The organism is uncultured Tateyamaria sp. (genome assembly GCF_947497045.1).
Lineage (GTDB): Bacteria > Pseudomonadota > Alphaproteobacteria > Rhodobacterales > Rhodobacteraceae > Tateyamaria.
Map to the genome: position 1 here is coordinate 109,087 of NZ_CANMEU010000003.1, position 26,269 is coordinate 135,355.

Annotated in this window: 25 protein-coding genes and 2 tRNA genes; 8 read left to right on the forward strand and 19 right to left on the reverse strand. The window is 62.1% G+C overall.

Features of this window, described 5'->3' with window-relative positions; all coding sequences use genetic code 11:
• Positions 1–2: 2 nt before the first annotated feature.
• Positions 3–1,130 (forward strand): aminotransferase class V-fold PLP-dependent enzyme, encoded by a 1,128-nt coding sequence (locus tag Q0859_RS07260; protein ID WP_299149201.1) that lies wholly within the window; start codon positions 3–5, stop codon positions 1,128–1,130.
• Here Q0859_RS07260 and Q0859_RS07265 read toward each other — a convergent pair.
• Positions 1,118–2,344, reverse strand: coding sequence for a UbiH/UbiF family hydroxylase (locus Q0859_RS07265; protein ID WP_299149205.1), 1,227 nt, complete (start codon positions 2,342–2,344; stop codon positions 1,118–1,120). The genes Q0859_RS07260 and Q0859_RS07265 overlap by 13 nt on opposite strands.
• Before the next feature lie 63 nt (positions 2,345–2,407).
• The gene (locus Q0859_RS07270; RefSeq protein WP_299149208.1) at positions 2,408–3,055 is read right to left on the reverse strand and encodes a pyrimidine 5'-nucleotidase; all 648 of its coding nucleotides are present in this window, start codon (positions 3,053–3,055) and stop codon (positions 2,408–2,410) included.
• A 106-nt stretch (positions 3,056–3,161) separates the two neighbouring features.
• Here Q0859_RS07270 and Q0859_RS07275 point away from each other — a divergent pair, with 106 nt between their 5' ends.
• On the forward strand, positions 3,162–3,815 hold the full coding sequence (locus tag Q0859_RS07275; RefSeq protein WP_299149210.1) for a GntR family transcriptional regulator: 654 nt from the start codon (positions 3,162–3,164) through the stop codon (positions 3,813–3,815).
• Positions 3,816–3,824: 9 nt separating this feature from the next.
• Here Q0859_RS07275 and Q0859_RS07280 read toward each other — a convergent pair whose 3' ends face one another.
• The 3 genes from Q0859_RS07280 to carA form a co-directional block, all read right to left on the reverse strand.
• The gene (locus Q0859_RS07280; RefSeq protein WP_299149212.1) at positions 3,825–5,186 is read right to left on the reverse strand and encodes a glycosyltransferase; all 1,362 of its coding nucleotides are present in this window, start codon (positions 5,184–5,186) and stop codon (positions 3,825–3,827) included.
• Positions 5,167–5,685 carry a hypothetical protein gene (locus Q0859_RS07285; protein ID WP_299149214.1) on the reverse strand — a complete coding sequence of 173 codons (519 nt, stop codon included), beginning with the start codon at positions 5,683–5,685 and terminating at the stop codon, positions 5,167–5,169. Before Q0859_RS07285 ends, Q0859_RS07280 begins: the two co-directional genes overlap by 20 nt.
• Positions 5,686–5,768: 83 nt before the next feature.
• Positions 5,769–6,926, reverse strand: a complete 1,158-nt coding sequence (gene carA / locus Q0859_RS07290; RefSeq protein WP_299150186.1) for a glutamine-hydrolyzing carbamoyl-phosphate synthase small subunit — start codon at positions 6,924–6,926, stop codon at positions 5,769–5,771.
• Positions 6,927–7,135: 209 nt separating this feature from the next.
• Here carA and Q0859_RS07295 point away from each other — a divergent pair, with 209 nt between their 5' ends.
• A complete protein-coding gene (locus Q0859_RS07295; protein WP_299149216.1) occupies positions 7,136–7,597 on the forward strand; it encodes a GatB/YqeY domain-containing protein in 462 nt (153 codons plus the stop codon).
• Between the two features lie 83 nt (positions 7,598–7,680).
• On the opposite strand, the gene Q0859_RS07300 is transcribed toward Q0859_RS07295, so the two are convergent.
• The 3 genes from Q0859_RS07300 to ctaD form a co-directional block, all read right to left on the reverse strand.
• Positions 7,681–8,163, reverse strand: coding sequence for a DUF2244 domain-containing protein (locus tag Q0859_RS07300; RefSeq protein ID WP_299149218.1), 483 nt, complete (start codon positions 8,161–8,163; stop codon positions 7,681–7,683).
• Positions 8,164–8,254: 91 nt separating this feature from the next.
• Positions 8,255–8,869 (reverse strand): peptidoglycan-binding domain-containing protein, encoded by a 615-nt coding sequence (locus tag Q0859_RS07305; RefSeq protein WP_299149220.1) that lies wholly within the window; start codon positions 8,867–8,869, stop codon positions 8,255–8,257.
• A gap of 469 nt (positions 8,870–9,338) precedes the next feature.
• Positions 9,339–11,009 carry a cytochrome c oxidase subunit I gene (gene ctaD / locus Q0859_RS07310; RefSeq protein WP_299149222.1) on the reverse strand — a complete coding sequence of 557 codons (1,671 nt, stop codon included), beginning with the start codon at positions 11,007–11,009 and terminating at the stop codon, positions 9,339–9,341.
• 363 nt (positions 11,010–11,372) lie between these two features.
• Between ctaD and Q0859_RS07315 the strand changes: the two genes are divergently transcribed.
• Positions 11,373–13,862 (forward strand): Hint domain-containing protein, encoded by a 2,490-nt coding sequence (locus Q0859_RS07315; RefSeq protein WP_299149224.1) that lies wholly within the window; start codon positions 11,373–11,375, stop codon positions 13,860–13,862.
• Here Q0859_RS07315 and lipB read toward each other — a convergent pair.
• A complete protein-coding gene (gene lipB / locus Q0859_RS07320) occupies positions 13,859–14,548 on the reverse strand; it encodes a lipoyl(octanoyl) transferase LipB (protein WP_299149225.1) in 690 nt (229 codons plus the stop codon). The genes Q0859_RS07315 and lipB overlap by 4 nt on opposite strands.
• A 4-nt stretch (positions 14,549–14,552) precedes the next feature.
• Entirely contained in the window at positions 14,553–15,227 is a 675-nt protein-coding gene (locus Q0859_RS07325) for a DsbA family oxidoreductase (protein ID WP_299149227.1), read from the reverse strand.
• Positions 15,228–15,399: 172 nt separating this feature from the next.
• Between Q0859_RS07325 and Q0859_RS07330 the strand changes: the two genes are divergently transcribed.
• From Q0859_RS07330 to Q0859_RS07340, 3 genes are all read left to right on the forward strand, one after another.
• The gene (locus Q0859_RS07330) at positions 15,400–16,755 is read left to right on the forward strand and encodes a peptidoglycan-binding domain-containing protein (protein ID WP_299149231.1); all 1,356 of its coding nucleotides are present in this window, start codon (positions 15,400–15,402) and stop codon (positions 16,753–16,755) included.
• Between the two features lie 122 nt (positions 16,756–16,877).
• Positions 16,878–16,964 (forward strand) — tRNA-Leu (locus Q0859_RS07335).
• 159 nt (positions 16,965–17,123) lie between these two features.
• Positions 17,124–18,023 carry a YihY/virulence factor BrkB family protein gene (locus tag Q0859_RS07340; protein WP_299149234.1) on the forward strand — a complete coding sequence of 300 codons (900 nt, stop codon included), beginning with the start codon at positions 17,124–17,126 and terminating at the stop codon, positions 18,021–18,023.
• Here the strand turns inward: Q0859_RS07340 and Q0859_RS07345 are convergent.
• The 7 genes from Q0859_RS07345 to Q0859_RS07375 form a co-directional block, all read right to left on the reverse strand.
• A complete protein-coding gene (locus Q0859_RS07345; RefSeq protein WP_299149237.1) occupies positions 17,989–18,918 on the reverse strand; it encodes an AEC family transporter in 930 nt (309 codons plus the stop codon). The two genes, Q0859_RS07340 and Q0859_RS07345, sit on opposite strands and share 35 nt — an antisense overlap.
• Positions 18,919–18,986: 68 nt before the next feature.
• On the reverse strand, positions 18,987–19,790 hold the full coding sequence (locus tag Q0859_RS07350) for an MBL fold metallo-hydrolase (protein ID WP_299149239.1): 804 nt from the start codon (positions 19,788–19,790) through the stop codon (positions 18,987–18,989).
• Entirely contained in the window at positions 19,787–20,587 is an 801-nt protein-coding gene (locus Q0859_RS07355) for a TatD family hydrolase (RefSeq protein ID WP_299149241.1), read from the reverse strand. Before Q0859_RS07355 ends, Q0859_RS07350 begins: the two co-directional genes overlap by 4 nt.
• Positions 20,584–21,699 (reverse strand): DNA polymerase III subunit delta', encoded by a 1,116-nt coding sequence (locus Q0859_RS07360; protein ID WP_299149243.1) that lies wholly within the window; start codon positions 21,697–21,699, stop codon positions 20,584–20,586. The genes Q0859_RS07355 and Q0859_RS07360 overlap by 4 nt, the downstream gene beginning before the upstream one ends.
• A gap of 210 nt (positions 21,700–21,909) precedes the next feature.
• The gene (tmk, locus tag Q0859_RS07365; RefSeq protein WP_299149245.1) at positions 21,910–22,539 is read right to left on the reverse strand and encodes a dTMP kinase; all 630 of its coding nucleotides are present in this window, start codon (positions 22,537–22,539) and stop codon (positions 21,910–21,912) included.
• Complete coding sequence (locus tag Q0859_RS07370) at positions 22,536–23,702, reverse strand: D-alanyl-D-alanine carboxypeptidase family protein (protein ID WP_299149247.1); 1,167 nt, start codon at positions 23,700–23,702, stop codon at positions 22,536–22,538. Before Q0859_RS07370 ends, tmk begins: the two co-directional genes overlap by 4 nt.
• 21 nt (positions 23,703–23,723) lie before the next feature.
• A complete protein-coding gene (locus tag Q0859_RS07375) occupies positions 23,724–24,632 on the reverse strand; it encodes an SPOR domain-containing protein (RefSeq protein WP_299149250.1) in 909 nt (302 codons plus the stop codon).
• A gap of 220 nt (positions 24,633–24,852) precedes the next feature.
• On the opposite strand from Q0859_RS07375, the gene Q0859_RS07380 reads away from it, so the two are divergent.
• Positions 24,853–24,942, forward strand: a tRNA-Ser gene (locus Q0859_RS07380).
• A gap of 54 nt (positions 24,943–24,996) precedes the next feature.
• Here the strand turns inward: Q0859_RS07380 and aac(6') are convergent.
• Together aac(6') and Q0859_RS07390 are read right to left on the reverse strand one after the other, a co-directional pair.
• Entirely contained in the window at positions 24,997–25,443 is a 447-nt protein-coding gene (aac(6'), locus tag Q0859_RS07385) for an aminoglycoside 6'-N-acetyltransferase (RefSeq protein ID WP_299149254.1), read from the reverse strand.
• A 108-nt stretch (positions 25,444–25,551) separates the two neighbouring features.
• A complete protein-coding gene (locus Q0859_RS07390) occupies positions 25,552–26,268 on the reverse strand; it encodes a cytochrome b561 domain-containing protein (protein WP_299149257.1) in 717 nt (238 codons plus the stop codon).
• Position 26,269: the final 1 nt, after the last annotated feature.

The window sequence follows — 26,269 nt, forward strand, 5'->3', positions numbered from 1 at the left end:
CCATGGCCGCATTGCTTGACACCGTTGACCCGTCGGGCCTCGAAGAATTCTCGGTGGTCTTCACCGACCGCTCGCTCAACCATATGAGTGCAGCGTTTCAGGGCGTGATGAATGATATCTCGTCCATGCTCAAGGATGTCTACAAGGCGGATGCGGTGGTGATCATCCCCGGCGGTGGCACCTTCGGGATGGAGGCGGTGGCCCGCCAGTTCGGGCGCGGGGCCGAGGTGCTGGTGGTGCGCAATGGCTGGTTTTCCTACCGCTGGAGCCAGATTTTCGAGGCTGGCGATCTGACGGCGAACACCACGGTGCTGAAGGCGCGCCAGACCGGCAATGCCAGCCCGTCCCCCTTTGCGCCCGCGCCCATCGACGAGGTGGTCGAGGCGATCCGCACCCGGAAACCCGATGTGGTCTTTGCCCCGCATGTGGAAACGAGCGCCGGTGTGATCCTGCCCGATAACTACATCACAGCCATGGCCAATGCCGCGCATGAGGTTGGTGCGCTGATGGTGCTCGACTGCATTGCGTCGGGCTGTGCTTGGGTCGACATGCGCGCCCTTGGCGTCGACGTGCTGATCTCTGCCCCGCAAAAGGGGTGGAGCGCGTCGCCCTGCGCGGGCCTTGTGATGCTGTCAGAGCGCGCCGTGGCGCGGATGGAGGATACCACGTCTGACAGTTTCGCCATCGACCTCAAGAAATGGCATCAGATCATGGGCGCATACGAGGGCGGCGGGCATGCCTATCATGCGACCATGCCCACGGATGCGCTGCGCGATTTCCGCGATACCATGTTGGAAACGAAGGAATACGGCTTTGAGCGTCTCAAGGACGCGCAATGGGCGCTCGGGAATGCGGTGCGCGCGCTTTTTGCCGAGAAAGGTGTGACATCCGTGGCTGCTGACGGGTTCGGTGCGCCGGGCGTGGTGGTGAATTATACCTCTGATCCAGCGATGCAGACCGGTAAACCCTTTGCGGCCCATGGCATGCAGATCGCCGCTGGTGTGCCCCTGCAATGCGATGAGCCTGCCGATTTCCGCACCTTCCGCATCGGGCTGTTTGGCCTTGATAAGCTTTATGATGTTGAGGGCACCGTGGCCCGCCTCAAACGGGTCGTTGATCAGGTGCTTTGAGCGGTTGCCCCGCTGCGGGTTCCAAGCCCCAATTGCATCAGCGTCTTGCGCACTGGTGCGACCTGATGGAGCGCATTCAGCCCAAATGCGCGCGCGTCACGGGCCAGCGGTGATTTCGCCTGACTGGCCCGGTTGAGCAGGTCGATCCCCGCCACACGCATCCGAATGTCGCTGAAACGGGCCTTGTGATAGGCGTCGAGCATCTGCACGTCGCCCAGACCCTCGGGGCGGGCGATGGCGAGGTCGAGCAGGGTGGCGGTGTCGGCAAGGCTCATGTTCAGCCCCTGTGCGCCGATGGGGGGCACCACATGTGCGGCCTCGGCGATCAGAGCCAGCCGCGTCGCACTCAGCCGCTCGGCCCGCTGGCTGATGATCGGCCAGATGGTGCGTTTTGAGGCCAGAGTCAGCGGGCCAAGCACATGGCAACTGCGTGTCGTCATCTCGGCCTCGAAATTGGCGACATCCATGTCGAACCGTGCCTGCGCGTGCCGCCCGTGATCCATCCACACCACCGCCGAAGACGGCATACCCTCATGGTCGGGCAGGGGCACAAGCGTGAACGGCCCCCCGGTCTTATGCACTTCGGTCGAGACGTTCTCGTGCGGGATCGGGTGGGTCACTGCAAAGGCCAGCGCCTTCTGGCCATAGCGTTTGGTCACGACCTCGATGCCCGCCGCCTGCCGCATCGGTGATCGACGCCCATCGGCGGCAATGACAAGACGGACCCGCGCGCGGGTGCCGTCGCTCAGCCCCACACGGGCCTCGGTGGTGCGGCCCAGAAAGCTGCGTGTGCCGGTGCCGGGACGGAAATCGACGTTCGGCAGCGAATCCAGACGCGCGACCATCTCGCGGCGCAAGCGCCAGTTGGGCAAGTTCCACCCGAACGGCAGGTCCGACACGTCCGAAGCGCGAAACGCCTTGATCTCGCGCGCGGCACCATCGGCCCCTCCGGCATCCACGATCTGCATGACCTCAAGCGGTGCGCCGTGGGGCGCAAGCGCCTCCCACAGACCGGCGCGTTCGAGCATGTCGCGGGCAGGTTGCAGCATGGCGGTGGTGCGCATATCGGCCCCCTCGGCCTCGCGCGTTGTGATCGGCGGGGCGGGATCGACACAGATGACGTCAAACCCGGCCGTGCCAAAGGCGGCTGCGGCCGTCAGCCCCGCGATGCCGCCGCCGGAAATCAGAATGTCACAGGATGTCAGGTCTGCCATGATGTGCCTCCGTTTGATCTATAGGTAAGCCATGCGCCGGGCGGGCCAAGGCGGCATCCTGTCCTACCCCGCAAGTCCCGCCAGAAAGGTGGACAGATCGTCGGTGTGGTGGTGAATATGCGCGCCCTCGACCGGAGCGTCGGCCACGTGAACGGTTTTCATGCCCATGGCGTGGGGCACGGCCAGATTGCGCGGCTCATCCTCGAACATGGCTCCGATGCGCGGGTCGAGCCCGTCGCGCGCAAACACACGATCAAAGGCCCCGTGATCGGGCTTGGGATGAAAGTCGGCATGTTCCACGCCATAGACCGCATCAAACAGCCTCGACAGCCCGCGCGCGGCCAGCACACGCTCGGCATAGGGGGCGCAGCCATTGGTATAGACGATGCGGCGTCCGGGCAGGGCGCGGATGCGGGCGGCCAGTGTCGGATCCGGGTCGAGATGATCCAGCGAAATGTCGTGCACATCCGTCAGGTAAGGGCCGGGATCAACGTCATGTTCGCGCATCAGGCCGGCCAGTGTCGTGCCGTGATCCAGCCAATACTGACGGCGCAGATGATCGGCGCGCGCTCGATCCACCCCCAATGCCTCCATCACATAGGCGGTCATCCTGACCTCAATCTGGTCAAACAGACGGGCGGCGGGCGGATAAAGCGTGTTGTCCAGATCAAAGACCCACGCGCGGACATGTGTGAAATCAGAGGCAGGCATAGGGGCTGCATAGGTGGGGTATCAGCGACACGCAAGCCCGTGGAGGGTTGCGTGCGGTGATGGCTGCGCCCTACTGTGATGTAATTCAACGACTTGCGAGGCCCCCATGGCTGCACTGCGTTCCCATAACACCGATGCCTATTCGATGATCCTTGAGGCGATTGACATCGGCACCTATCGCCCCGGCGACCGACTTGTCGAAAGCGAGTTGGCCGAGCGGTTCGGGGTGTCGCGCACCCCTGTGCGCGAGGCATTGCAGCGGCTTGAGACCCAATCGCTGTTGTCGCGGGACGGGCGCAGCCTGATTGTAGCGTCGCTCGATCACAACCAGATGTCCGAGCTATATGTGGTGCGTCGCGAGTTGGAGGGGTTGGCCGCCTCGCTTGCCGCGCAGCACGCCACGATGGAAGAGGTGCGCATCCTGCGGCAGATGGTGGACGAGGACAACGCGCTGATCAATGATCCGGCTGCACTTGCCCGCGCAAACCGCCGGTTTCACAAGCAAATTCATCTCGCTTCGCACAACCGCTATCTGGTGCAGCAGCTTGACCTTGTGCACCGCACCATGGCGTTGATGGCAACCACATCCCTGTCCGCTGCGGGACGTACCGAGATTGCGCAAGGCGAACACGACATGATCGTGTCCGCAATTGAAAGCAAGGATGATGTGGCGGCGGGGCGCGCGCTGCGCGATCACATCTCGGTTGCGTTCATGACCCGGCTGAAACAGGACGCGGACGCGCGCAAAGAAGAAGGCTGATGACAAACGCTAACCATGCTGCGTCTTGTCCCAGTAAAACGGGTCCAGCATCATTTCATAAAGCGCCTTGTAGCAGGCCAGTGTCCCGAGCGTGAAATAGATCGGCAGTGCCAGCGCCCAAGGGATCAGGTGGCGATGTTCATGGCCCGAGACGGCCAGCATCCCGATCACCACGCTAAGCACTTCGGTGAACAGGAACAATGCCGCCAGCGGCCAGATGATGGACGCGCCCAAAGTGGTTACTGTCGGGTGAGGCAACCCGAAGGTGGTCAGCCAAAAGCTCCACAGCACCGGAAGAGCCGCAAATTGTGACACGGTGGCCAGCAGCATCGCCTGAATGCCCATGAACCGCTTGAACCCCAAATCGCGGCACAGCTGTACAGGGTGGCGCATGTGCACGAAATAGGTGATCAAAAACCCTTTGAGCCAGCGCGAGCGTTGCTTGACCCAGGGCCATGCGCGGCAGTTGGCCTCTTCGTAAGTGACGGTGGAGATCAGTTCGGTGGTATAGCCCTGGCGGGCCAACCGGATGCCCAGATCCGCATCTTCGGTGACGTTATGGGCGTCCCACCCGCCAAGGTCCTCAAGGATTTGGCGGCGGAAAAACAGGGTGGTGCCGCCAAGGGGCAGGACCAGTCCCAACCGTTCTACCCCCGGCAGGATCAGCCGCCACCAGGCTGCGTATTCCACCGTGAAACAGCGCGCGAGCCAGTTCTGGCGGGCGTTGTAGTAATCAAGGATGCCCTGCACAACTGCGACCTTTGGGCCCGCCTGTTCGAAATGGGCCACGACCTTGTCCAGCTGATCAGGTTCGGGCGCGTCCTCTGCATCCCAAACGCCAATGATGTCGCCGCGACAGAAATCGAGCGCATAGTTCAGCGCGCGTGGCTTGGTTGTGATTTCGCCATCATCGGGGACCTCGATCACATGCATCCATGTGGGCAAGTCGGTGCGCGCAAGGGTGGCGCGGGTGACGGCGTCCTTGGCTTCCAGCACCAGGATCACGTCCAGCAACGCCTTGGGGTAGGTGATCCGGGCCAGCCGTTTGATCAGGGCTTCGGCAATCCGTTCCTCTTTGAACAGGGGGACCATCACCGACACCCGCGGTTTTCGCGCCATGGAAACGGCGCGCAGCGGTTCCACCTTTGAGGGCGTGCGCAGCGTGATCTGGGCGATCAGCGCGCAGGTCTTGAGGGCGGTCGTCATAATCAGGGTCAACACGCCCCAGCCCACCAACACGGTCACAATCCATGCCGGGGCAAAGATCAGGCCCAACAGGGTCATCGCCGCCACCCCGAGCAGCCAGACCCGGCCTGTCACCGTGCTGAGCGACCAATTGCGGCAACTGAGGTCATCGGCCACTTTGGTCACAGCCCGCTGCGCCAGAAGCGGGCCAAAAAAGAGAGCTGGTGGCCTGGATGATCTGATCATCATCGGCAATGACCGGCAACACATTCCGGGCGGCCTTGCCCATATCGGCGCGCAAGGCGTCAAGTTGGTCGGGGCGGCTGGTGGCGACCAGCAATGTGGTGCCGATCCAGCGCCAAGGAACAATGCGGTGGCGCTGGCACAGATCAGCACTCAGCGCAGCAGCCATGAGGGGCGAGGGGGGATCAAGGTCGAGGTCGACACGTTCGGCATCATATTGCAGTGCGATGGCCAGCAACACATCATCACGCGCCACATAGCCCTGGGCGACCAGAATTTCGCCAAGCGGCGCGTCGATGCTGCGCTGCATCGCCAGCGCCTCAAGCAGGTGCGCCTGACTGATCAGGCCCGCGTTGACCAGTTGACGCCCGACCGGGGTGGTCGCACGGTCACGGCGTGACACCGGGCGCGGTGCGGACAATCGTAATTGTGGATCGCTCATGCTGTGCTCTGATCCCAAGGGTCAGATCACAGTGGCCTCGCGTGGTTAATGAAGGGTTAAACCATTCAGAACACGGACAACTTTCAACTTATGCGTGCGGCCATGGCCTCTGCAAACCTCTCAAAGAGGTAATAGCTGTCTTGCGGGCCGGGGCTGGCCTCGGGGTGGTACTGGACCGAATAGACCGGCTTGCCCGACACCCGGATACCGCAATTGGACCCGTCAAACAGCGATGTGTGCGTCTCGACCACGCCGTCAGGCAGGGTCTGGGCGTCGACCGCAAAGCCATGATTCATCGATGTGATTTCGACCTTGCCGGTCTCAAGGTCTTTTACGGGGTGGTTGGCCCCATGGTGACCGTGGTTCATCTTTATTGTTTTGGCCCCAAGCGCGAGGGCCAGCATCTGATGGCCCAGGCAAATGCCGAACACGGGGATATCCTGTTTCAGCACATCCTTGATCATCGGCACGGCATAAGTCCCGGTCGCCGCCGGATCGCCGGGGCCGTTTGACAGGAAGACACCGTCGGGGGCGTGGGCCATCACCTCGTCCGCTGTGGCGGTGGCTGGCAGCACTGTAACATCACAACCTGCCGAGGCGAGGCAGCGCAGGATGTTGCGTTTGGCCCCGTAGTCAATGGCGACGACCTTGTATTTGGGGTCGTTTTGAGGCGCGTAGCCTTCGGGCCAGGCCCACCGCATTTCGTTCCAGCGATAGGATTGCGCGCAGGTGACATCGCGGGCAAGGTCTGCGCCCTCAAGGCCCACAAAATCGCGGGCGGCGGCCAGCATGGCATCAATGTCAAAGACGCCATCGGGATTGTGGGCCAGCGCGATATGCGGCGCACCCGCTTGCCGGATGGCGCGGGTCAGACGCCGCGTGTCCACGCCGCCCATCGCAATGCGCCCGCGCGCGGCCAGCCAGGCCGACAGCCCCTCGACCGCGCGCCAGTTGGACGGGTCGGTCGGCATCCATTTCACGATCATGCCCGAGGCGACGGGATCGCCCGTTTCATCGTCTTCGGGGGTCACACCGGTGTTGCCGATATGGGGGAAGGTGAAGGTGACGACCTGTCCGGCATAGGACGGGTCGGTCATAATCTCCTGATAGCCGGTCATGGCGGTGTTGAAGCACAGCTCGGCTACGGTCTGGCCCGTGGCCCCAAACCCTTGTCCATAAAAGATTGTGCCGTCCGCAAGAACGAGGCAGGCGGTCGGTTTGGAGGGGGCGGGGGCGTTCATGGGCAGACCTTTGGCGGCAGGAAAGGGCAGGGTGATCAGCGGCAAACTTGGCGGAAACTAATGTGCGTGGCACGTGGGGTCAAGCTGGATTGGAAATTTGTATATGCAATGATTTCAATGTGTTAGAGGATTTGCTGGCCCTTGCCTCGTGCCGTATGATCCCATATGGTCGCGCGCTCAACACGTGCCCATGGGGATGGACAACACATATGGATTTACGCACCAGAATTTCTGCGGCCTTGAAACAGGCGATGAAAGACAAAGCGGCTGAGCGGTTGTCGACCTTGCGGTTGGTGAATGCCGCGATCAAGGACAAGGATATCGACGCGCGCGCCGCCGGTCAGGATGAGGGCGTGGGTGAGGCCGAAGTGCTTGCGATTCTTGGGAAAATGTCCAAGCAGCGGGTCGAGAGTGCACGCACCTACGAAGAGGGTGGTCGTCTGGATCTTGCCGAACGCGAACTTGCCGAGATCAAGGTGATCGAGGAATTCCTGCCCCAGCAACTTGATGAAGCGGCCGCCGCCAAGGCGGTGGATGTTGCCATCGCGGAGGTCGGGGCCGATAGCATTCGCGATATGGGCAAGGTCATGGGGCTGCTCAAGGCGAAATATACCGGACAGATGGATTTCGGCGCGGTTGGTTCGGTTGTCAAAGAGCGGCTGTGCAATTGATCTGATGTTGGGCGCACGACGCGTGCGCCTTACGGGCATGACGTCGAGGGTTTGTGTAAGGCGCACGTGTCGTGCGCCTTGTTTCAGTGTCGCAAAGCTCTGGTCAGATCATCATAGAGTGCGATCCGTTCCTCCTCGCTGAGGAAGGCCCCGATCTCGACTTCGCGTCCTTTGCCCTTGAGCGTCACGTAATGCGGGATCGGTCCCTGATCGTCATATTTGGTCACTTGGGTCCAATAGCGGTTGCAGTCCCATTCCTGCACCCCGCCGTCCGGATCGGTGCGGCACAGGTGCGTTTGGTCCTTGTCCAGTGTCAACACTTCGATGATCTGGCGGGATTTGCGATTGCGCCGCAGCGCAAAGTAGATCCCCCACACCGCCAGCATCAGGAACGGCAGCAGCCCCCACAGAACCACACTGCCAAGCAGCGGAAGGGCGGGGATCAGGATCAGCGTGAAGGTTGTCAGCACCACCGCCACCAGCCCCTGTTGGGGCAGGGAGTTGTGTGGCCACAGTTGCATTTCCTGCGTGGGCGCGTCTGGGGCGGATGTCCAACGATACGGCATGTCCCTTTTTATACGCGGCTGGTTTCGGGTGTCTAAGGGCAGGTTGTCGCGGGGCCGCCGCCCGTCCGGCGCGGACGGCGGTCGTCTGGATTTAAAGGTCGGTGTAGGCTGACCCGCTGATCTGATCGCGCTGTCCGGTGCCGGATGCCAGATCCTCGCGGTAGAGTTTCAAGAGCCCGCGCGTGCCCTCGGGCATGCCCGCGATCTGTTGCAGCGTGCGGCTGCCGCCGGCTTCAGCCCTGAGATAGGACGTGGTCAGCAGGTGTTGCTGAAAGGATGTCAGCTTGCCCGTTTCCTCATAGCCCATATAGCGCTGGTAGTCAGAGACCGCGCGGCGTGTGGTCGGGCCGACCCGTCCATCCACTGTGCCTGCGTCAAACCCGAAGTAGTTCAGCGAAGACTGGATATCGCGTCCGGTCTGGGTGGCCGGGATACTGGGGCGGTATGTTTTCTTGGGCGTGTATGTGCGCGGCTGCGCGCTGTAGCTGCGTGCCGCATGGGTTTGCGGGGTGACCGCCCGGGTGCGCACGCGTTGTTGCTGTTGCTGTACACGTTTCTTGCGCACTTCGTTCTGGATGATGGCCCCACCGATGCCACCGAGGATGGCCCCGGCGATGAAATCCTTGCGGTCTGCGCTGGCTTGTGTGGCTGGGACAAGGGCGAGAGATGCCGCAAGAGCGGCAGATGTGACGATGTTGAGACGCATGTCATGCTCCGTATTTGGTCTGTTGTCCTGCGGGATGCGGGTCACGGTGTTCGGGCAGCGCGCTCCACTGGCAGCAGTGTCAAAGGCATATGAGGTGAGCCGGCATGTGGGGAAGAGTGGTCGCTGCACATCGGCAGGGGTGCGCGGCCAGCTGCTTGTTTGTGCAGGTCTCTGCGCGGTGATCTGCTGGAAAGCTGGCCTTGATATTGCATAACAACCGCGCTCTGACGTGCGATTATTGTTGGTGATCCGGGTGCGAACGGTGCTTGGTGTGCTGCCCTCGCACCTGTGGCCGGACTGAAGCGAGGAGGGGGCTCTGCCCCCGGCCTCCGGCCTCCCCCGCGGTATTTCTGGTCAAAAGAAGAGCCGGGATCTGTGTCTGGTCGTGGTGCACCTCGAAAGGGCGGTGCATGTGAAAAGGGCCCCGATCGATATCGGAGCCCTTTGTGGCGTTTGATTTGGAGGACCGCTAGTGCGCGCGGTTGTGGTCCCAGTCTTCCTGCTTGGGCAGGATCTCGAACGTGTGTTCGGGGGGCGGGCTGGGCAGTGTCCATTCCAGCGTGTCTGCATATTCGTTCCACGGGTTCGCCTCGGGAGCTTTGGCCCCGCGCAGCAGCGACCATGCGATCACCCCAAAGAAGAACAGGAACGACGCAAAGCTGAGGAATGCACCCCAGGACGACCACTGGTTCCAGTAGGCGAACGCCTCGGGGTAGTCGATATAGCGGCGCGGCATCCCCTGGCGGCCCAGGAAGTGTTGCGGGAAGAACGTCAGGTTTGCCCCGATGAACATCGCCCAGAAGTGCAGCTTGCCTGCCCATTCGGGATACATGCGTCCGGTCATCTTGGGGAAGTAGAAGTAGACCCCCGCAAAGATCGCGAACACGGCCCCAAGTGACATCACATAGTGGAAGTGTGCCACAACGTAGTAGGTGTCGTGATAGTACCGATCAACGGCGGCCTGCGACAGAACGATGCCCGTGACCCCGCCCAAGGTGAACAGGAACAGGAAGCCAAACGCCCAGAGCATCGGTGTTTTCAACTCGACCGAGCCGCCCCACATGGTCGCGATCCAGCTGAAGACCTTGACCCCTGTGGGCACCGCGATAACCATCGTGGCCAGCATGAAATAGGCCTGCTGGTTCAGTGACATCCCGACCGTGTACATGTGGTGCGCCCACACGACAAAACCGAGCACACCGATGGCAATCAATGCCCAGACCATGGGCAGATACCCGAAGATCGGCTTGCGCGAGAAGGTCGCGATGACATGGCTGATGATCCCGAACCCGGGCAGGATGATGATGTAAACCTCCGGGTGGCCGAAGAACCACAGGATGTGCTGGTAGAGCACCGGGTCGCCCCCGCCTGCGGGATCAAAGAAGGTGAAGCCGAAATTCCGGTCCATCAGCAGCATGGTGATCGCGCCCGCCAGAACCGGCAGGGACAGCAGGATCAGCCAGCTTGTCACAAAGATCGACCACGAGAACAGCGGCACCTTGAACAGGGTCATGCCGGGGGCCCGCATGTTCAGGAATGTGGTGATCATGTTGATCGCGCCAAGAATGGACGACGCGCCCGAGACGTGGACCGCGAAGATTGCCAGATCCATCGACATGCCCTGCTCGGATGTCGACAGCGGCGGGTACAGAACCCAGCCCACGCCCGACCCAAGCTGGCCATTGCCACCCGGTGCCAGCACCGAACAGATTGCCAGTGTGGTACCCGCAACATAAAGCCAGAAGGACAGGTTGTTCATCCGCGGGAACGCCATATCCGGCGCGCCGATCTGCAAGGGCATGAAATAGTTGCCAAAACCGCCGAACAGCGCGGGAATCACCACGAAGAACATCATCAGGATGCCGTGGCCGGTGATCAGCACGTTCCAGAGGTGCCCGTTGGGGGTACAATATTCGTCCGATGCAATGAACCGCGCGCCTTCGGCACACATGTATTGCACGCCGGGGTCCATCAGCTCGAGGCGCATGTAGACGGTGAAGGCCACCGAAACAAAGCCGACGAAGGCCGATACGATCAGGTACAAGATCCCGATATCTTTGTGGTTTGTGGACATGAACCAGCGGGTAAAGAAACCGCGCTCGTCTTCGTGATCGTGCCCGTGAATGGCTGCGTCTGCCATGCGGTGCCTCCTGGCTTGGAATTATTGTGATGCGCGGGGTTCCCGTCCGCGCATGGATTCTTGAATTGTTCTAGAGATTTGCACAGTCCGCATCAATGGAAGATCGCGCATCGGGCCGAGATGAATTGTCGCGTGTGAATGATCCTGCACAAACGCCCCCGCGCGACGGGGCGCGGATGCAGGGTTGGGCACATGTTCAAATCCGCGCCCGACTGCGCGGGTTGTCGCCAAATCAGCCACGATGACCTCAAAATGCCGCAGTTTTGTAACGATTCTGGCACGATCCATTCATTGTTAAACCCCATTCAGGGGCCATTCCCACCCACAAGGGCGCAGCACGCGCCATGGCAAGGGCACTGACAGATGGCAACGAACGACAACACCAATCCGGGCACCCAAGGGGACCAGGTCATTTCGGGCACGACCGGGGCGGATACGCTCACCGGGGCCCTGGGCAGTGATACCCTGACCGGAGGCAGCGGCAATGACGTGCTGCGCGGCGATGGTCCGGTTGAGGGCGCATGGCATTTTGAGATCTTCGATCTTGATTTCGGCGCAACTGCGGGGCAGGCATTTGATATCGAGACCGGGGTGCGCACGGGGTCAGGTTATGTCACCGATTTTAACGAAGGCGGGCTGGCCAATACAATTCGGGGCACCACCGGGAACCCCGGGGACTTCGGTATTATCTATACAAGCACGCTCAACACCATCGCAGGTGGCACGTATCGTCTTGATACGCGGTCGGATGACGGCTCGACCATCCAGATTTTCGATTCCTCGGGGAATGCGCTGCAATTTGCAAACCAGACGGGCGGCACCCTCGACTATCTGAACAACGACTTTCACCAGGCAGCGACAACCCGGTTCGGGGATGTCCAGCTTGATCCGAACGAAACCTACACGATCCAGATCAGATATTGGGAAAATGCCGGTCAGGACGTACTGTCGGCGCGCATCAGCGGGCCAGACACCGGGAACGTGCCCGAGGACCTGCTGACCTCGGACATGATCGGGATGCCGCCGGGGCCGGAGTATTCGGTCACAGGCACCCCTGCCGGGGTCGAAGGCAATGACGTGATCACGGGCGGGGCGGGTGATGACACGATCCTCGGGGACGGGGGCGATGACAGCCTGTTCGGCGGGGCGGACAATGACAGTGTCGATGGCGGCAGCGGCGACGATCTGGTTGATGGCGACGACGGCAACGACACGCTGATCGGGGGCACCGGCACAGACACCCTGGTGGGGGATGCAGGCACCGACAGCCTGTCAGGGGGCAGCGGGAACGACCAGCTTTCTGGCGGGGCCGACAATGACACGCTTTCGGGGGATCAGGGCGCGGACAACCTGCTCGGCGAGGGGGGCGATGATGTCCTGATCGGCGATGCGGGCCCTGTGACAACCACAATCTATTCGGATGATTTCGAAGGCGGCACGTCTGGGTGGTCCAACAGCAACACCGAAACCGATCCCGCCCTTGGCACGTCGCTTGGACGCTTTGGTTCGCCCGATGGCACGGTTGCAACGCAACGCAGCTTTGATCTGGGCAGCGACGCCGATCAGGCCCAGATCAGCTTTGACGCGCTTTTGCTCGACAGTTGGGACGGCGAAGATTTCATAATCACGCTCAACGGCAACGAGGTGCGCTTCAGCCATCTGTCGGGGGACACCGGCGCGCCCGCAAGTCAAAGTGTGGTCGGAGCGGACGGGGCCACCTATACCTTCGACTTCACCAACACCGCCACGGGTGAGTTGGGCTATAACTCTTCGGCGACGAGTGGTCTGTCGTCTTCGGTCGATACGATTATGAACGTCGTGATCACCATCGACAATCCGCCCGACACGCTGGACCTGGGCCTTGGCAGCACGCTGAACTCCAGCATCGCCAACGAAAGCTTCGCGCTCGACAATTTTGAGGTCACCCGGATCGATGCCGCCAATGACACGCTGACGGGCGGGGCAGGGGATGACACGCTCACCGGCGGGGTGGGAGACGATATCTTTGTCTACAATACCGGTGACGGCAATGATGTCATAACCGACTTCAACACGGGCAATTCGGGCGCAATTGACGACGGGGACCAGACCAATAACGATTTCATCGACCTCAGCGCCTATTATACCCATATCCACGAATTGCGCGCCGACCTCGCCGATGACGGGCTGCTGAACCAGTCGACCGGCGATTTTTCGGACAACACCTCGCTCGGGGGCGGGTCGATCGCGTTCAGCGGGGTGAGTGCGGCGAACCTGACCGAAGACAACACCAACGTGGCCTGCTTTACCACTGGCACTCTGATCGAAACGACCGAAGGGCCTGTGGCGGTCGAGGACCTGCGTCGGGGCATGCGTCTTGTGACCTATGATAACGGGAATCGGCCCGTCCGGGCGATCTTGCGCCGGATGGTGGATGGTTCAGGCGATCTGGCCCCGGTGCGAATCGCGGCTCATACGCTTGATAACACGCGCGATTTGCTTGTCTCTCCGGCGCACCGGATGCTGATTTCTGACTGGCGGGCGCAAATGCTGTTCGGTGCGGACGAGGTACTGGTCAGTGCGGCCAATCTGGTGCGCGGCGATCTGATCTACCGCATGCCGATGCCGACGGTGACCTATTTCCATATCCTGATGGACCGTCACGAGGTGATCTATGCCGAAGGGGCCGCTACCGAAAGTTTCCATTTGACGCGCGAAGCGGTGGAGGCGGCGCAGTATGACGACAGCGATGAAGGCACCGTGGCGCGAGAGATCGCGCGGATCTTTCCTGAACTTCTGATATGTGCCAGCCGCAGCGTGCGCCCCGTGATGAAGGGATACGAGGCCCGCGCCCTTGCCGGGATGCTGGGCTAGGCGTTTGACACCGGCGCAGGGCCACTGTCCGGGAGATCAGGTTCAAACACACCATCAAAGCTTTTGCGCAAGGCCACATCCACATCGTCCATGCTGACCGGCAGGCCCAGATCAACCAGACTGGTCACGCCGTGATCCGCGATCCCGCAGGGGACAATGCCGTCAAAGTGGGACAGGTCCGGTTCCACGTTGATCGACAGCCCGTGAAAGCTGATCCATTTGCGCAGGCGAATGCCGATGGCGGCGATCTTGTCCTCTGCGATCTGGCCCGCCGCATCGCGCGGCTTTTCCGGGCGCTGCACCCAGACACCCACACGGCCCTCGCGGATTTCGCCCGTCACATTGAAGGTGGCAAGGGTCGCAATCACCCACGCCTCAAGGTCCTGCACAAAAGCGCGCACATCGCGGCCCCGCGCGCCGACATCCAGCAGCGTATAGGCGACGCGCTGTCCGGGGCCGTGATAGGTATGTTGCCCACCCCGGCGCGTCTGGTGGACCGCAAAGCGATCAGGGTCGGTCAGATCGGCGGGCTTGGCAGAGGTGCCTGCGGTATAAAGGGGCGGGTGTTCGACCAGCCAGATACATTCCTCGGCCTGCCCTTGCGCGATGGCGGTGGCACGCGCTTCCATCCACGCCTCGGCCTCGCGGTAGTCGGTCAGACCGGGGGTGGTGATCCAGTCGACCATCGCCTCAGGCGGCCTCTTCCTGCGCGACTTTTTGCAGGATCTGGGCGTAGGTGTCGGCACCTTGTGCGCCTGTGACCAGATATTTGCCGCCAAACACCATCGAAGGGACGCCTGATATGCCGCGCGACGTCCAGAACGCCTGCTTTTCGCGCACGCTGTCGACCAGCGCGCCACTGGCCAGCATCTCGGCGGCGGCTGTGCGGTCCAGCCCCACAGTCTCGCCCATATCCAGCAGCACATCGGGATCCGACACATCGCGGCCTCGTGTGAAATAGGCCTCAAACAGGGCCAGCTTCAGCGGATGCTGCACCCCCTGGGCCAGCGCAAAGTCCAGCATCTGATGCGCCGCAAAGCTGTTGACGATGCGGGTGTCTTCGGAAAATGCAAAGGTAATGCCCAAGTCTTTGCCCAAATCCTGCAAATGTGCTCGGGTTTGGGCGGATTGAGCAGGGGTCGAGCCATATTTCTCGGTGATATGTTCGGTCAGGTTCTGGCCTTCGGGTGGCATTTGGGGGTTCAGCTCAAACGGATGCCACCGCACCCGCGCGCCCATGCCGGTGGCCCCCAGGGCCTGTTCCAACTGACGGTATCCGACGATGCACCACGGGCACATGACGTCTGATACGATATCGACCTCTATGACAGGGCCGTCGGGGTGAGGGGTGTTCGGATCGCTCATTTGGGGCGCTTTCGATGGGGACAGGGCTGCCACCTACATCACGTGCACAGGCCCAAATATCAAGCGCAGGGCGGGTCGGTTTATAAAGGTATGGAATTAAAGGTATGGAATTAGTGACTTTTAGAATCTGGCAATGCTGATACACTGCTCGCGTATTCCTGGAGGGTAAGTTATGTTCGCAAAGTCAATTGCAGCTTCAATTATAGCGGTGTCGGTCGCGATTGTTCCGGCCACACGCGTGTCCGCAGATGCAGGCGACTTTGTCGCCGGGGCCATTATTGGCGGGATCGTCGGCCATGCGGCCACGCGCCAGAACCAGCGCAAGAAAGCGACCACCACACGTCGTACATATAGCAAGAAAACGTACAAACCGCGCCTGCCGTCCACGCAGGAAGGGCGCGAAATCCAGGCCTCGCTGAACTATTTCGGGTTCAACGCAGGTACAGTTGATGGCCAATTGGGGGGCAAGTCGCGCAATGCGATTTCATCCTATCAGGCCTATCTCGGCTATCCGATCACCGGCCAGCTCAGCCCGTTTGAACAAAACCTGCTGATCAGTTCATATAACCGCGCCCAGGCGGGTGGCTATGCGGTCAATCAGCAGATTGCATCGAACCCTGAAGGCACGCGCGGCCTTCTTAAAACCTACCGTGCCGAATTGGCCGGGCAGACGGCAGCCCCCGTGGCCCCGACAACAATCGTGGTCGCGCCACAACCTGCGGCCCCTGCGGTCGGCACGACAACCACCACAACGGTCGTCGCCGCCACGCCTGAGGCCACCGCGCCCGAGACGCCTTCGTTTGCCGCCGGTCTGCCGACATTCCTTGACACAGGCGCGTCCAAATCGCTGGCCTCGCATTGCAATACCGTGTCGTTGCTGACCAATACCAATGGCGGTTTCACCACATTGGGCGGCATGACGGACCCCAATGTTGCTTTGAACGAGCAGTTCTGCCTTGCGCGGACCTATGCGATTTCAGCGAGTGAAGAGCTGGTCTCCAAGGTCCAAGGCTTTACGCCTGACCAGATCGCCGTCCAGTGCAAACAGTTCGGCCCCGCGATGCAGCCCCATATCGCAGCGCTTCCACTCAAGCCTCAAGCCGAAGTGGTGCAGGATGTGGCCGGGTTCATCCTGACCACTGGCATGTCACCGGCCCAGTTGAAAGGCACCGCAAGCATCTGCATGGGTGTGGGCTATCGCACCGATGACATGGATGTGGCCCTCGGGTCGGCTCTGATGTTGTATGCGATGGGCGATCATGTCTATGGCGAGTTGATGGGGCACCACCTTGCTCAGGGCTTTGGCACACCGCAGCGTGTGGATGCGGCCCGCGTCTGGTACGCCGAAGGTCTGAATGCTGTCGACAAGGGTGCGCCAGCCGTCTTTGCCCCCGGCCAGCCCGAGCGGGTCGAGTTGCTGCGCCAGGCATCTTTGCGCCTTGGCACCTCCAATTCGGAAGTGTTCAACCCGGTGCAGCCACTGGTGCAGCCCGCCGCATTGCCCAGCTTTGGTGTGGTCAGCGAGTAACACCGTTCACACGCTGCAAGTTCAGGAACCGGGGCCCATGTGCGGCCCCGGTTTTTCTTTGCGGTTTCGCTCTTGGCAAGGGCTGCGTTCACGGTTAGAGACAGCGCACCAAGTCAAGGCGTGCGGCCGTGGCGGAATTGGTAGACGCGCAGCGTTGAGGTCGCTGTGAGGTAACACTCGTGCGAGTTCGAGTCTCGCCGGCCGCACCATATCTTATCGCCTATTGCCAACGGTCTTCTTCTGAGCCTGTGACCCGACAGCCCGCCTTGCGTGGTGCATCAGCCTCGACTGGTCATAGCTTCAAGTTGCGCGGGCGCGCTATCGCGCTATGGTTTGATGTCGACAGACTTGGGAAAGCACCAACAGACATGAGCGAGCCGGTCACCTCTGCCAGCCCCCCAAAAGACGCGGCCCTGTGGTGGCGCGCCATCAGCCATGTGTTCCGGTTGATGGACGAAAAGAACCTCGGGTTGATCGCAGCCGGGGTGGCGTTTTATGCGATCCTCGCCATCTTTCCCGGACTTGCCGCCACCATTGCACTGTGGGGGATTGTGGGAGATCCGGCACTTGCCCTTGTGCAGCTCGAAGAGTTTCAGGCCGTGATCCCGAGCGATGTCTATCGCCTGCTTGCCGGGCAGTTGGGCAAACTGGCGACAGCGGACGGGTTGACGCTTGGGTGGGCCTCGTTGTTGTCCTTCGGTTTTGCGCTTTGGTCGGCGCGGGCGGGGGTGGCGGCACTCATGCGCGGGCTGAACGCGATCTATGAGGCCCCCAATCGCACAGGTCTGGCCCATTACATCCGGGCGCTGATGCTGACGGGTAGCTTGATTGGTGTGTTGTTGATGGCCATGGCCTGCATTGTTGTCATTCCAGTGATCCTCGCGTTCTTTCCGCTCGGGCCATGGGCCGAATTTGGCATCGACGTGGTGCGGTGGGTGCTTGGGGTCGGGGTGTTGCTGATCGGCTTTGCCATCATCTATCGGCTGGGGCCTAACCTGACGGGGCAGCGGCCCAAGCTGATTTCGCCCGGCGCGATGTTTGCGTCCGTCGGGTGGCTGGCTGCATCGGTGGGGTTCTCGATCTATCTGCGCAATTTCGGGACCTATAACGAGGTCTACGGCTCGATCGGGGCGGTGATCGTAATGTTGATGTGGCTGTTTATCAGCGCCTATCTGGTGCTGCTTGGGGGGGCGCTGAACGCGGAACTCGCCCGCGCGCGTCGGGCCAAGCTGGCTATCCCAGAACCATCAGCCACAGCCACGCCGTGATCACTGACGCCCCCGTCGCGACCAGTACGGAGGAGGCGGCCACCCGGCGCGCGCGCCCATACATGTTGGCAAAGATATAGCCGTTGACCCCCGGGGCCATGGCGGCTGTCAGCACACCCGGATTGAAGACCTCGCGCGGGACGGACAGCGTCGTACCCAATGTCCAAGTGATCGCGGGGTGGATCAGCAAGGACACGGCACAGATCATCAAGATCACCCGTGCATCCCCTTCGGGTCTGTATTGGATCAACACGCCGCCAAGCGCAAACAGGGCGGTGGGCAAGGCTGCCCGGATCACCAGATCAAGCCCGTCTGTCAGCACACCGGGCAGCGTGATCCCGGAGAGGTTCACCACGAACCCTGCCGCAATGGCCAGCACCAGCACGTTGCGGAACATTGCCCGCGCCACGCTGCGCACCATGACCAATGGGGATTGCCCGCGATTGCGCGTGATCTCCATCGCGGTGATGCCAAGCCCGTAGCAAAACGGCGAGTGGAAGGCGATGATCGAATAGGCCCCCGCAAGCGCCTCCGGCCCATAGGCCCGTTCGTTGATCGCAAGGCCCAACAGGACCGAGTTGGAAAAGAGGCAGCAAAAGCCGATGGCCACGCAATCCTCCCAATCCCGCTTGAAAATGATCCGCGCGCCAAGCAGGCCAATGAAAAACCCCGCCGTCGCCCCGACGTAGAAGCTGAACAGCAGGCCGGGGTTCAGGCTGACGGACAGATCAAGGTTGGCGATGGCGGAAAACAGCAGGCACGGAATGGCGAAGTGCTGCGAGAACTTCATCAGCGCATCGACCCCGGAGGTCGGGAAAAATCCGCGCCAGACCGCGACATAGCCGAACCCGATCACCAGAAACACAGGAAGGATGACGTCGAGGAGGGCTTGCATGATCGGGCCTTGGGGTGCGCTGAAGCCGCGGGAGCCTCCGGCGGGAGTTTTGTGGGAACAATGAAAGGCTAGGGGGTGCGGGCTACGAGTGTCATCCCATCATAGGCAGGTTCGATATGGGCAGGCGTTTCGGCCATGACGGTGTCATAGTCGAGATCGTTGTGCATGTTGGTCAGGATCGCCTGCCTGGGTTTTGCCCGCTCGATCCAGTCTAGAGTGTTGGCCAGATGGCTGTGGGTCGGGTGCGGATCGCGCCGCAAGGCGTCCACGATCCAGCAGTCGAGATTGGTCAGATGCGCCCAGGCCGCGTCGGGAATTTCGGAGACATCCGGCAGATAGGCCACATCCCCGACCCGAAACCCGAGTGCGTCGATGCCGCCATGGGCTACTTCGAACGGGGTGAGGGTGATTGGCCCGCCGGGTCCGTTGATTACCACGTCCCCGTCGATGGTGTTGAGGTCGAGGATGGGGGGATAGGGCGACCCGGCGGGCTGCACGAACACATATCCAAACCGCGCGATCAGGTCGTTTTGGGTGTACCCATCCGCCCAGACCTGAAGCCGGGTGCGCATGTTGAACACGATCATGCGCAGATCATCAATGCCGTGCACATGGTCCGCATGGGAGTGGGTGTAGATCACCCCGTCGAGCCGCCCGGTGCCTGTGGACAGCAACTGATTGCGCAAATCCGGTGATGTGTCGATCAGCACCGTTGTGGTGCCATCTGCCCCTGTGCGCTCGATCAGAAGCGAGCAGCGTTGTCGCCGGTTCCTGGGATTGTCCGGATCACACGCCCCCCAATGCCCGCCCAGACGAGGCACCCCGCCGGAGGACCCGCATCCCAGGATTGTGAAGGTGGTCGTCACAGTCATGGTTGTACTGTGTCGGTCCGCGCCCTGGAGAACAAGCGGTTGAAGTTCTTTTGCGTTTGGGCTGCAAAGTCCGGGTAGGGCATCCCGAACGTCTCGGCTGCTTTTTGGGCGGTATGTGCGGTGTAGGCCGGTTCGTTGCGTTTGCCCCGGTGCGGGGGCGGGGCCAGGTAGGGGGCGTCGGTTTCGACCAATATCCGCTCGATCGGGGCGCTGGCGAAGATGTCGCGCAACTCCTGCGATTTGGGGAAGGCGGTGATGCCGGACATGGACAGGTAAAACCCGAGGTCTAGGGCGGCATGAGCCAGTTCTTTGGACGAGGAAAAGCAGTGCATGACGCAGGTATAGGCACCGTTCCTGTATTCTTCGGTCAGGATTTGGGCCATGTCCTCATCCGCCGCGCGGGCGTGGATGATCAGCGGCAAACCCGTCTCGCGTGCGGCGGTAATGTGGGTGCGCAGGGATGCCTTTTGGATATCCGCGCTCTCTGAGGTGTAGTGATAGTCAAGGCCCGTTTCGCCGATGCCGACGAATTTGGGATGCTCGGCCAGCGCGATCAGCTCGTCCGTGGTGGCAAGGGGTTCATCGGCTGCACTCATCGGGTGGGTGCCTGCGGCGTAGAACACGGGCGCGTGGGCTTCGGCGATGGCGCGCACCTGTGGTTCGAGCCGCAGTTTGGTGCAGATGGTGACCATGCGGGTGACGCCTGCGGTGGCTGCGTTCGCGATGATCTGGTCCAACTGCCCCTCAAAGTCCGGGAAGTCGAGGTGGCAGTGGCTGTCGGTGATCTCTGGGGTCATCGTGGGGGGGCCGTCGCTGAAAGTTTGAACAGGGTATCAAGGACGAGGGCAGGCGGGTCAAGGTTCACCGCCCGCCCATGGCGCGCGCGCGCCAGTGCGGTTTGCGCGGTGTCCGCCCAGGCCCGCGCGTGGCCCTGACTGGCACACAGACGCGCAAAGATGGCCGCTTCATTGCGTGCCGCCTCGACCGTTGGCGGGTGCCCGGCCCCCGTGCGCGCCAATCGGCTGAGAGCCACGTCGATGAGGGTGTACAGCAGATCCAGTTTGACCTCGGCACCCCGCGCGCCTGCGGCCTCGGCCAAGGCCAGTGCGCGGGCACGGTCAAGGTTTGGCATGGTGTCCAGCAGGGCGACGACTTCGGTATAGGTCTTGAGCCCATCGAGCAGGGACAACCGCATGGCCTCGCCGACGGATCCTGCGCTGAGTTCGGCCAGCGCGGCCCCATCCGGGCCGGGATCAACGCCGGCGTTGGCCATGGCGGTGCCCATTTGCGCCGCATCAAGTGGCCCGAGCCGCAAGGTGCGGCAGCGTGATCGGATGGTGGGCAGCAACCGGCTGGGTTGGTGGCAGATCAGCAGCAGGGTGGTGCGCGCCGGCGGCTCTTCGAGCATTTTGAGCAGGGCGTTGGCGGCGTTCACGTTCATGTCGTCTGCGGCGTCGATGATCACCACACGCCGCCCGCCATCGGTGGCGGAGAGTTGGAAGAACCCCGACAGGGCGCGGATGTCGTCGATGGTGATCTGATCGCGCAGCCGCTTGGTCTTTTCGTTTTCGGTGCGGTGCACGGATTTCAGCCCCGGTTCGGCGTTGGCTGTGATGCGTCGCGCGATCGGGTGGTCCGGCGAGACGTCGAGGACGGTCGGGAACGGTGCCCCGAACATGTCGTCAGGGTCCGGGTCCGGTGTGGCAAGAAGGAAGCGCGCGATGCGCCATGCCAGTGTCGCCTTGCCCACTCCGCGCGGGCCGGTGATCAGCCACGCGTGGTGCAGCCGCCCGGTGGTGAAGGCATCCAGAAACGCCGCCTCGGCCTTGTCCTGCCCGATCAGCTGCGTGGTATCGCGGGGGTGCGGTGCGCCGGGGACGCGTGTGGGGTCGGGGGTCTCGTCAGCCATGTCTCGCATCTATCAGAGAGCCGGGGGGAAAGGGTAGGGGCATTGACCGGGCCGGGCGCGGTCAACCCGAGCCGTGATCTGAAGGGCGCTTGCGCGACGCTATTTTTTTGGGCTGCGCCCGCCCGCCAAAGGCGGGGATCTTTTTTGTTCAGGGGGCTCCGCCCCCATCGCTGGCGCGATTCCCCCGCGGTATTTGGGGTCAAAAGAAGTTCAGGGGTTCAGATAGGCCTGCACTGTGTTGCGTACCTGTTCGGCCACACTATTCATGCTGGCCGCGCCATCGATAATCCGGTAGCGGGGTGCGAATTCTTCTGCCAGTGCAAGGAAGCCTGCACGCATTTTTGTTTGCAGATCGGTGCCGAAATCCTCAAACCGTTCCTCGTGGCCTTGCCGCCCCTTGGCGCGGGACAACCCTTGGCCGGGGTCCATGTCGATCAGGATCGTCAGGTCAGGTTCGCGCCCGATCATCAGATCGTGGAGTGCGTCGACCTTGCCGCGCAAATCGCCCCGGCTGAGCCCCTGATACATCCGTGTGCTGTCCGCAAAGCGGTCGCAGATCACGATCCTGCCCTCTGCCAGTGCGGGGTTGATTACCCGTTCCAGATGGTCGCGCCGCGCGGCTGTGAACAACAGCAATTCGGTTTCCGCAGACCATCGGTCCGGGTCCCCTTGCAGCACAAGCGCGCGGATTTCTTCGGCCCCCGCGCTGCCGCCGGGTTCGCGCGTCAGGATCACCTCGTGCCCGGCGGCGCGCAGATCATCGGCCAGCATCCGGGCTTGGGTGGACTTGCCTGACCCGTCGATTCCTTCAAAGCTGATAAAGTGGCCCTTTGCGCTCACGCGCCATCCTCGGACGGGGCCCGCGTGTTCCACTGGTCAATCAACGACAAGGCTGCGGTCGAGATTTTGGCAAGGAACCCGCCATGGGCGATGTCCGTTTCGGCCACCAGTGGAAAGCGCTGTTCAGGCAGTCCTTCGGGCTGGATGACCAGTTCGGCCAAGGTCGTTCCCGCCGTGATCGGGGCCTGCACCGGCCCGGTATAGACCACTTCGGCCGAGACGGTCTTGCCCGCAAGCACAGGCAGCAACACGGTGATATCTTCGGATGACACCAGCCCGACCTCGGGTTCGCCCCCTTCCCACACGCGCGCGGTGGCGACGCGTTCGCCTGCGTCCACCAATGTGCGCTGTGCGAACTGGCGGAAGGCCCAGTTGACGATCGCTTCGGATTCCTGTGCGCGTGCGGCGGCCGTATCAAGGCCTGACAGCACGAAGATCACCCGTCGATCCCCCTGTTTGGCCGATCCGGTCAGGCCATAGCCTGCTTCCTGGGTGTGGCCGGTTTTCAACCCGTCTGCCCCGATGCCAAGGGTGAGCAGGGGGTTGCGGTTGAACCGGTTGGAGGATTCATTTTCGTCAAACAGGAACTCGGTTTCGGAAAACATCGGATAGTATTCGGGATAGTCCGTCAGCAGTCGTTGCGCCAGCAGGCCCAGATCGCGCATCGACATACGGTGCCCTGCGGCGGGCCAGCCGCTGGAATTGGCAAAGGTCGAGTTGGTCATGCCCATTTCCTGCGCCCGCCGGGTCATCAGCCGGGCAAAGCCGGCCTCGGTTCCGTCGGGGCTGAGCGCCTCGGCGATGACCACGCAGGCGTCGTTCCCCGACAGCACGATCACACCGCGCACCAGATCCTCGACCGACACCCGTTCGCCTTCCTTGAGAAACAGGGTCGAGCCGCCAAAGCTGTTGGCATGGGCCGAAACGGCCAGCTCGTCCGTCATCGACAGCTGGCCCCGTTCGATCGCCTCAAACGCCATGTAGAGCGTCATCAGTTTGGACATGGAGGCGGGTGGCAGCGGCTCGTCCGCATCCTTGTTCAGCAACACGGTGCCGGTGGTGTGGTCAATGACATAGGCCGCCTTGGCCCGCGTCTCGAAGGCGGCAAGCGGCGGGGCGGTGGTTGAGATCAGCAAGGCGGCGGCAGCGAGGGTGCGGATCACGGGCGATGTCTCCTGTTACGGTCAGTTGCGAACGGCGTATGCGTCAGTAAACCCTTCGCCTTTGATCTTGGTCAACAGTTGTGCCCGCTCGGACTTGGTGGCGGCGGGGCCGACCACGACACGCCAGAACGGCTTGCCATCGCGGTCGAAGGTTTTGACCGTGGGGATCACACCGGCGCTGCGCATCTGTTTGGCGGTGCGGTCGGCATTGGCTTGCACCGAAAAGATCCCGATCTGGATGAAGGGGCGATCAAGGCTGGACGCTGCGGGTCGGGTTGCAGCGGCCACAGGGGTTGGGGTTGGCGCGGTGGCGGGCTGGATACCCGAGGCGGCGGTTGTTTCAGGTGCAGGTGTGGGGGCGTCGATGGCCGCCGCCGCGCTTTCGATGGGGTCCAGCGTGGTCGCCGTCACATCCGAGGGGGTGGCGACAGTGTCGGCATCAATCGGGGCCACATCGGGGGCGACGGTCACTTCTTCTTTGCGCAGGGCAGTCACGTTAAGCTGGGCCGGTGCGCCCGCCAACATCCCCAACGCTTCGGCGGCGTCCGAGCTGATTTGCAGGCGTGGGCCCGGAATGTCGCGTTCGCGGCGGAACAGGGCTCCGACCACGAATTTGTCGTTGGTGGTGTTGCGGATGATGACCCGCTCGGGCTCGGTCACATCGGGGTGGGCGACCCATACGCCACCCAGGGACGGCCGTCCGTCCCACAGGCCCGCTTCGGTCGCGGAAAAGACGTCGGGGGATTCCACATCCCGTTCGATTGTTTCGATGGCCGCCCCTGCTTTGGGTGTCCCTTCGGTGGTCGTGTTGGATTTGTTGGCCTGCATGGCCACGAATTGTCCGTTTTCGTCACACCCGGCCAAAAGACCAAGGGCAAGCACGATGGCTGCGCTGCTGCGGAGGGTGGAACGGGAAAATGCTCTGCTCATGGACCGAGTCCTTGCCTGCTGTTGCCTGTGGGGCCGGTATCCGGCCAGTGCCGTTTTCGACACGATTTTTTGCCCCGCCACGCGGGGTTGTAGGCGCATCATAGCGCGCGCCGTGCGTTCTGAAAAGCGGGCGCGTGCAGGATCGGCACATTTCCCCAGGAAGTGAGTCTTTCGGGTGCCATTTGCCGAATCGGGCGGGCTTGCCTAAAGCAGCATCAACGGAGATTTGGCAGAGTGGTCGAATGCGGCGGTCTTGAAAACCGTTGGGCGTGAGAGCGTCCCGTGGGTTCGAATCCCACAGTCTCCGCCATATTACTTCTTGCGCGACCGCCTCAGCCGATGGGCTTGCAAGCAGGCATCTCACCTAAATCGGTTTGCGGAAATACACCACGCGGTCCATTTCGTCGAAGCCGAGGGCACGGTGAAAGGCGTGGCTTGCTGCGTTTTCGAGATGGGCGTCGGATGCCAGTTCCGAGCAGCCTTGCTCTTGTGCCCAGGATTGGACTGACCTCAACAATGCGCGGCCAATGCCGGACCCTTGATACCGGGGATGAACAAAGATGCCCTCAAGAAACGCCACCGGCGAGGTGTTGCATCCGTTGACGTGATCGTGGCGCAAGGTGGCTTCGGCGAAGGCACGGATACGGGTTCCATCGACAACGTCCAGACACACGATGGCGTTGTCCGGTGACTTGGCAAGCATTGCGGCGGCCTCGTCCCGGTGTTCGTCCATTGACGTGTCGGCCCAGAGTTGTGCGCGCAGCGCGACCCAACGCTCTATGTCCGACGGAGTGGCGGTGCGTATCGGCATAGGTCAATTCTGTGCAAATTCCCGGGCATCCGCAACGTGCCAATTCACAAAGGTCGGGGGCATCCCAGACGATGGCCCAATCGGCGTCGGCAAGCGGCACGCAGGATATCACCGGGATGCGTCGGACTTTGTATGGGTGCGCAGCACCCCGATCCCAATCACCGGGCGCTTGTTGCCGGGCAGGTTCGGATCACTGCCCCAGATCGCCTGATAGGTGTCCGCCGCGCGGCCCTGCGCCTGCAACCATGCAAACACCGCCACCAGCACAAGATACCACAGCCCCAAGGCGATCCACATCCAGTTCGGCCCGTTGGATTGCCAAAGCCCGGTAAACACCGCAACACAGGACAACACCCACGCCACATAGCCCAATGATTTATGCGCGTATTCAAACAGTAGCCGGCGCGGCGTCATATCGTAATGATCGCCCCGCATCTGGGTGTCCGTGGGGCCACCCTTGCTGCCGCGCAGGATGCCGCCCACAACCTGCGTCGCTGCCAGCGCTAACACCGTCCATCCGATAAACGCATGCGGGCCGGGCAGGACGGCCGCCAGTTGGGGGCGCCACAGGGTAAGGGTGAGGGCTGCGACCATAAACACGGTCGCGCCGTATTGGACGACCCGGTGAGTGATCCACCACGACTGATTGTCCAGCTCAAGCGGCCAGTTCTGCCGGGGCGTGATCTTGTAGAACCGGGCCGCGATAATACCAATGGGCACGCACACCGCCCAGGCCAGCACCATCAACCGCGCGTGATAGGCCAGCGCAACTCCGACATCATGGGCGCGGGATGGATCGACCGGAGCCAGCAGCCACTCCCACATC

Bases quoted from the DNA above. Each gene is read 5' to 3' on its own strand.
- Q0859_RS07260 (WP_299149201.1), top strand. From the start codon at position 3: ATGGCCGCATTGCTTGACACCGTTGACCCGTCGGGCCTCGAAGAATTC.
- Q0859_RS07265 (WP_299149205.1), bottom strand. From the start codon at position 2,344: ATGGCAGACCTGACATCCTGTGACATTCTGATTTCCGGCGGCGGCATC.
- Q0859_RS07270 (WP_299149208.1), bottom strand. From the start codon at position 3,055: ATGCCTGCCTCTGATTTCACACATGTCCGCGCGTGGGTCTTTGATCTG.
- Q0859_RS07275 (WP_299149210.1), top strand. From the start codon at position 3,162: ATGGCTGCACTGCGTTCCCATAACACCGATGCCTATTCGATGATCCTT.
- Q0859_RS07285 (WP_299149214.1), bottom strand. From the start codon at position 5,685: ATGAGCGATCCACAATTACGATTGTCCGCACCGCGCCCGGTGTCACGC.
- carA (WP_299150186.1), bottom strand. From the start codon at position 6,926: ATGAACGCCCCCGCCCCCTCCAAACCGACCGCCTGCCTCGTTCTTGCG.
- Q0859_RS07295 (WP_299149216.1), top strand. From the start codon at position 7,136: ATGGATTTACGCACCAGAATTTCTGCGGCCTTGAAACAGGCGATGAAA.
- Q0859_RS07300 (WP_299149218.1), bottom strand. From the start codon at position 8,163: ATGCCGTATCGTTGGACATCCGCCCCAGACGCGCCCACGCAGGAAATG.
- Q0859_RS07305 (WP_299149220.1), bottom strand. From the start codon at position 8,869: ATGCGTCTCAACATCGTCACATCTGCCGCTCTTGCGGCATCTCTCGCC.
- ctaD (WP_299149222.1), bottom strand. From the start codon at position 11,009: ATGGCAGACGCAGCCATTCACGGGCACGATCACGAAGACGAGCGCGGT.
- Q0859_RS07315 (WP_299149224.1), top strand. From the start codon at position 11,373: ATGGCAACGAACGACAACACCAATCCGGGCACCCAAGGGGACCAGGTC.
- lipB (WP_299149225.1), bottom strand. From the start codon at position 14,548: ATGGTCGACTGGATCACCACCCCCGGTCTGACCGACTACCGCGAGGCC.
- Q0859_RS07325 (WP_299149227.1), bottom strand. From the start codon at position 15,227: ATGAGCGATCCGAACACCCCTCACCCCGACGGCCCTGTCATAGAGGTC.
- Q0859_RS07330 (WP_299149231.1), top strand. From the start codon at position 15,400: ATGTTCGCAAAGTCAATTGCAGCTTCAATTATAGCGGTGTCGGTCGCG.
- Q0859_RS07340 (WP_299149234.1), top strand. From the start codon at position 17,124: ATGAGCGAGCCGGTCACCTCTGCCAGCCCCCCAAAAGACGCGGCCCTG.
- Q0859_RS07345 (WP_299149237.1), bottom strand. From the start codon at position 18,918: ATGCAAGCCCTCCTCGACGTCATCCTTCCTGTGTTTCTGGTGATCGGG.
- Q0859_RS07350 (WP_299149239.1), bottom strand. From the start codon at position 19,790: ATGACTGTGACGACCACCTTCACAATCCTGGGATGCGGGTCCTCCGGC.
- Q0859_RS07355 (WP_299149241.1), bottom strand. From the start codon at position 20,587: ATGACCCCAGAGATCACCGACAGCCACTGCCACCTCGACTTCCCGGAC.
- Q0859_RS07360 (WP_299149243.1), bottom strand. From the start codon at position 21,699: ATGGCTGACGAGACCCCCGACCCCACACGCGTCCCCGGCGCACCGCAC.
- Q0859_RS07375 (WP_299149250.1), bottom strand. From the start codon at position 24,632: ATGAGCAGAGCATTTTCCCGTTCCACCCTCCGCAGCAGCGCAGCCATC.
- Q0859_RS07390 (WP_299149257.1), bottom strand. From the start codon at position 26,268: ATGTGGGAGTGGCTGCTGGCTCCGGTCGATCCATCCCGCGCCCATGAT.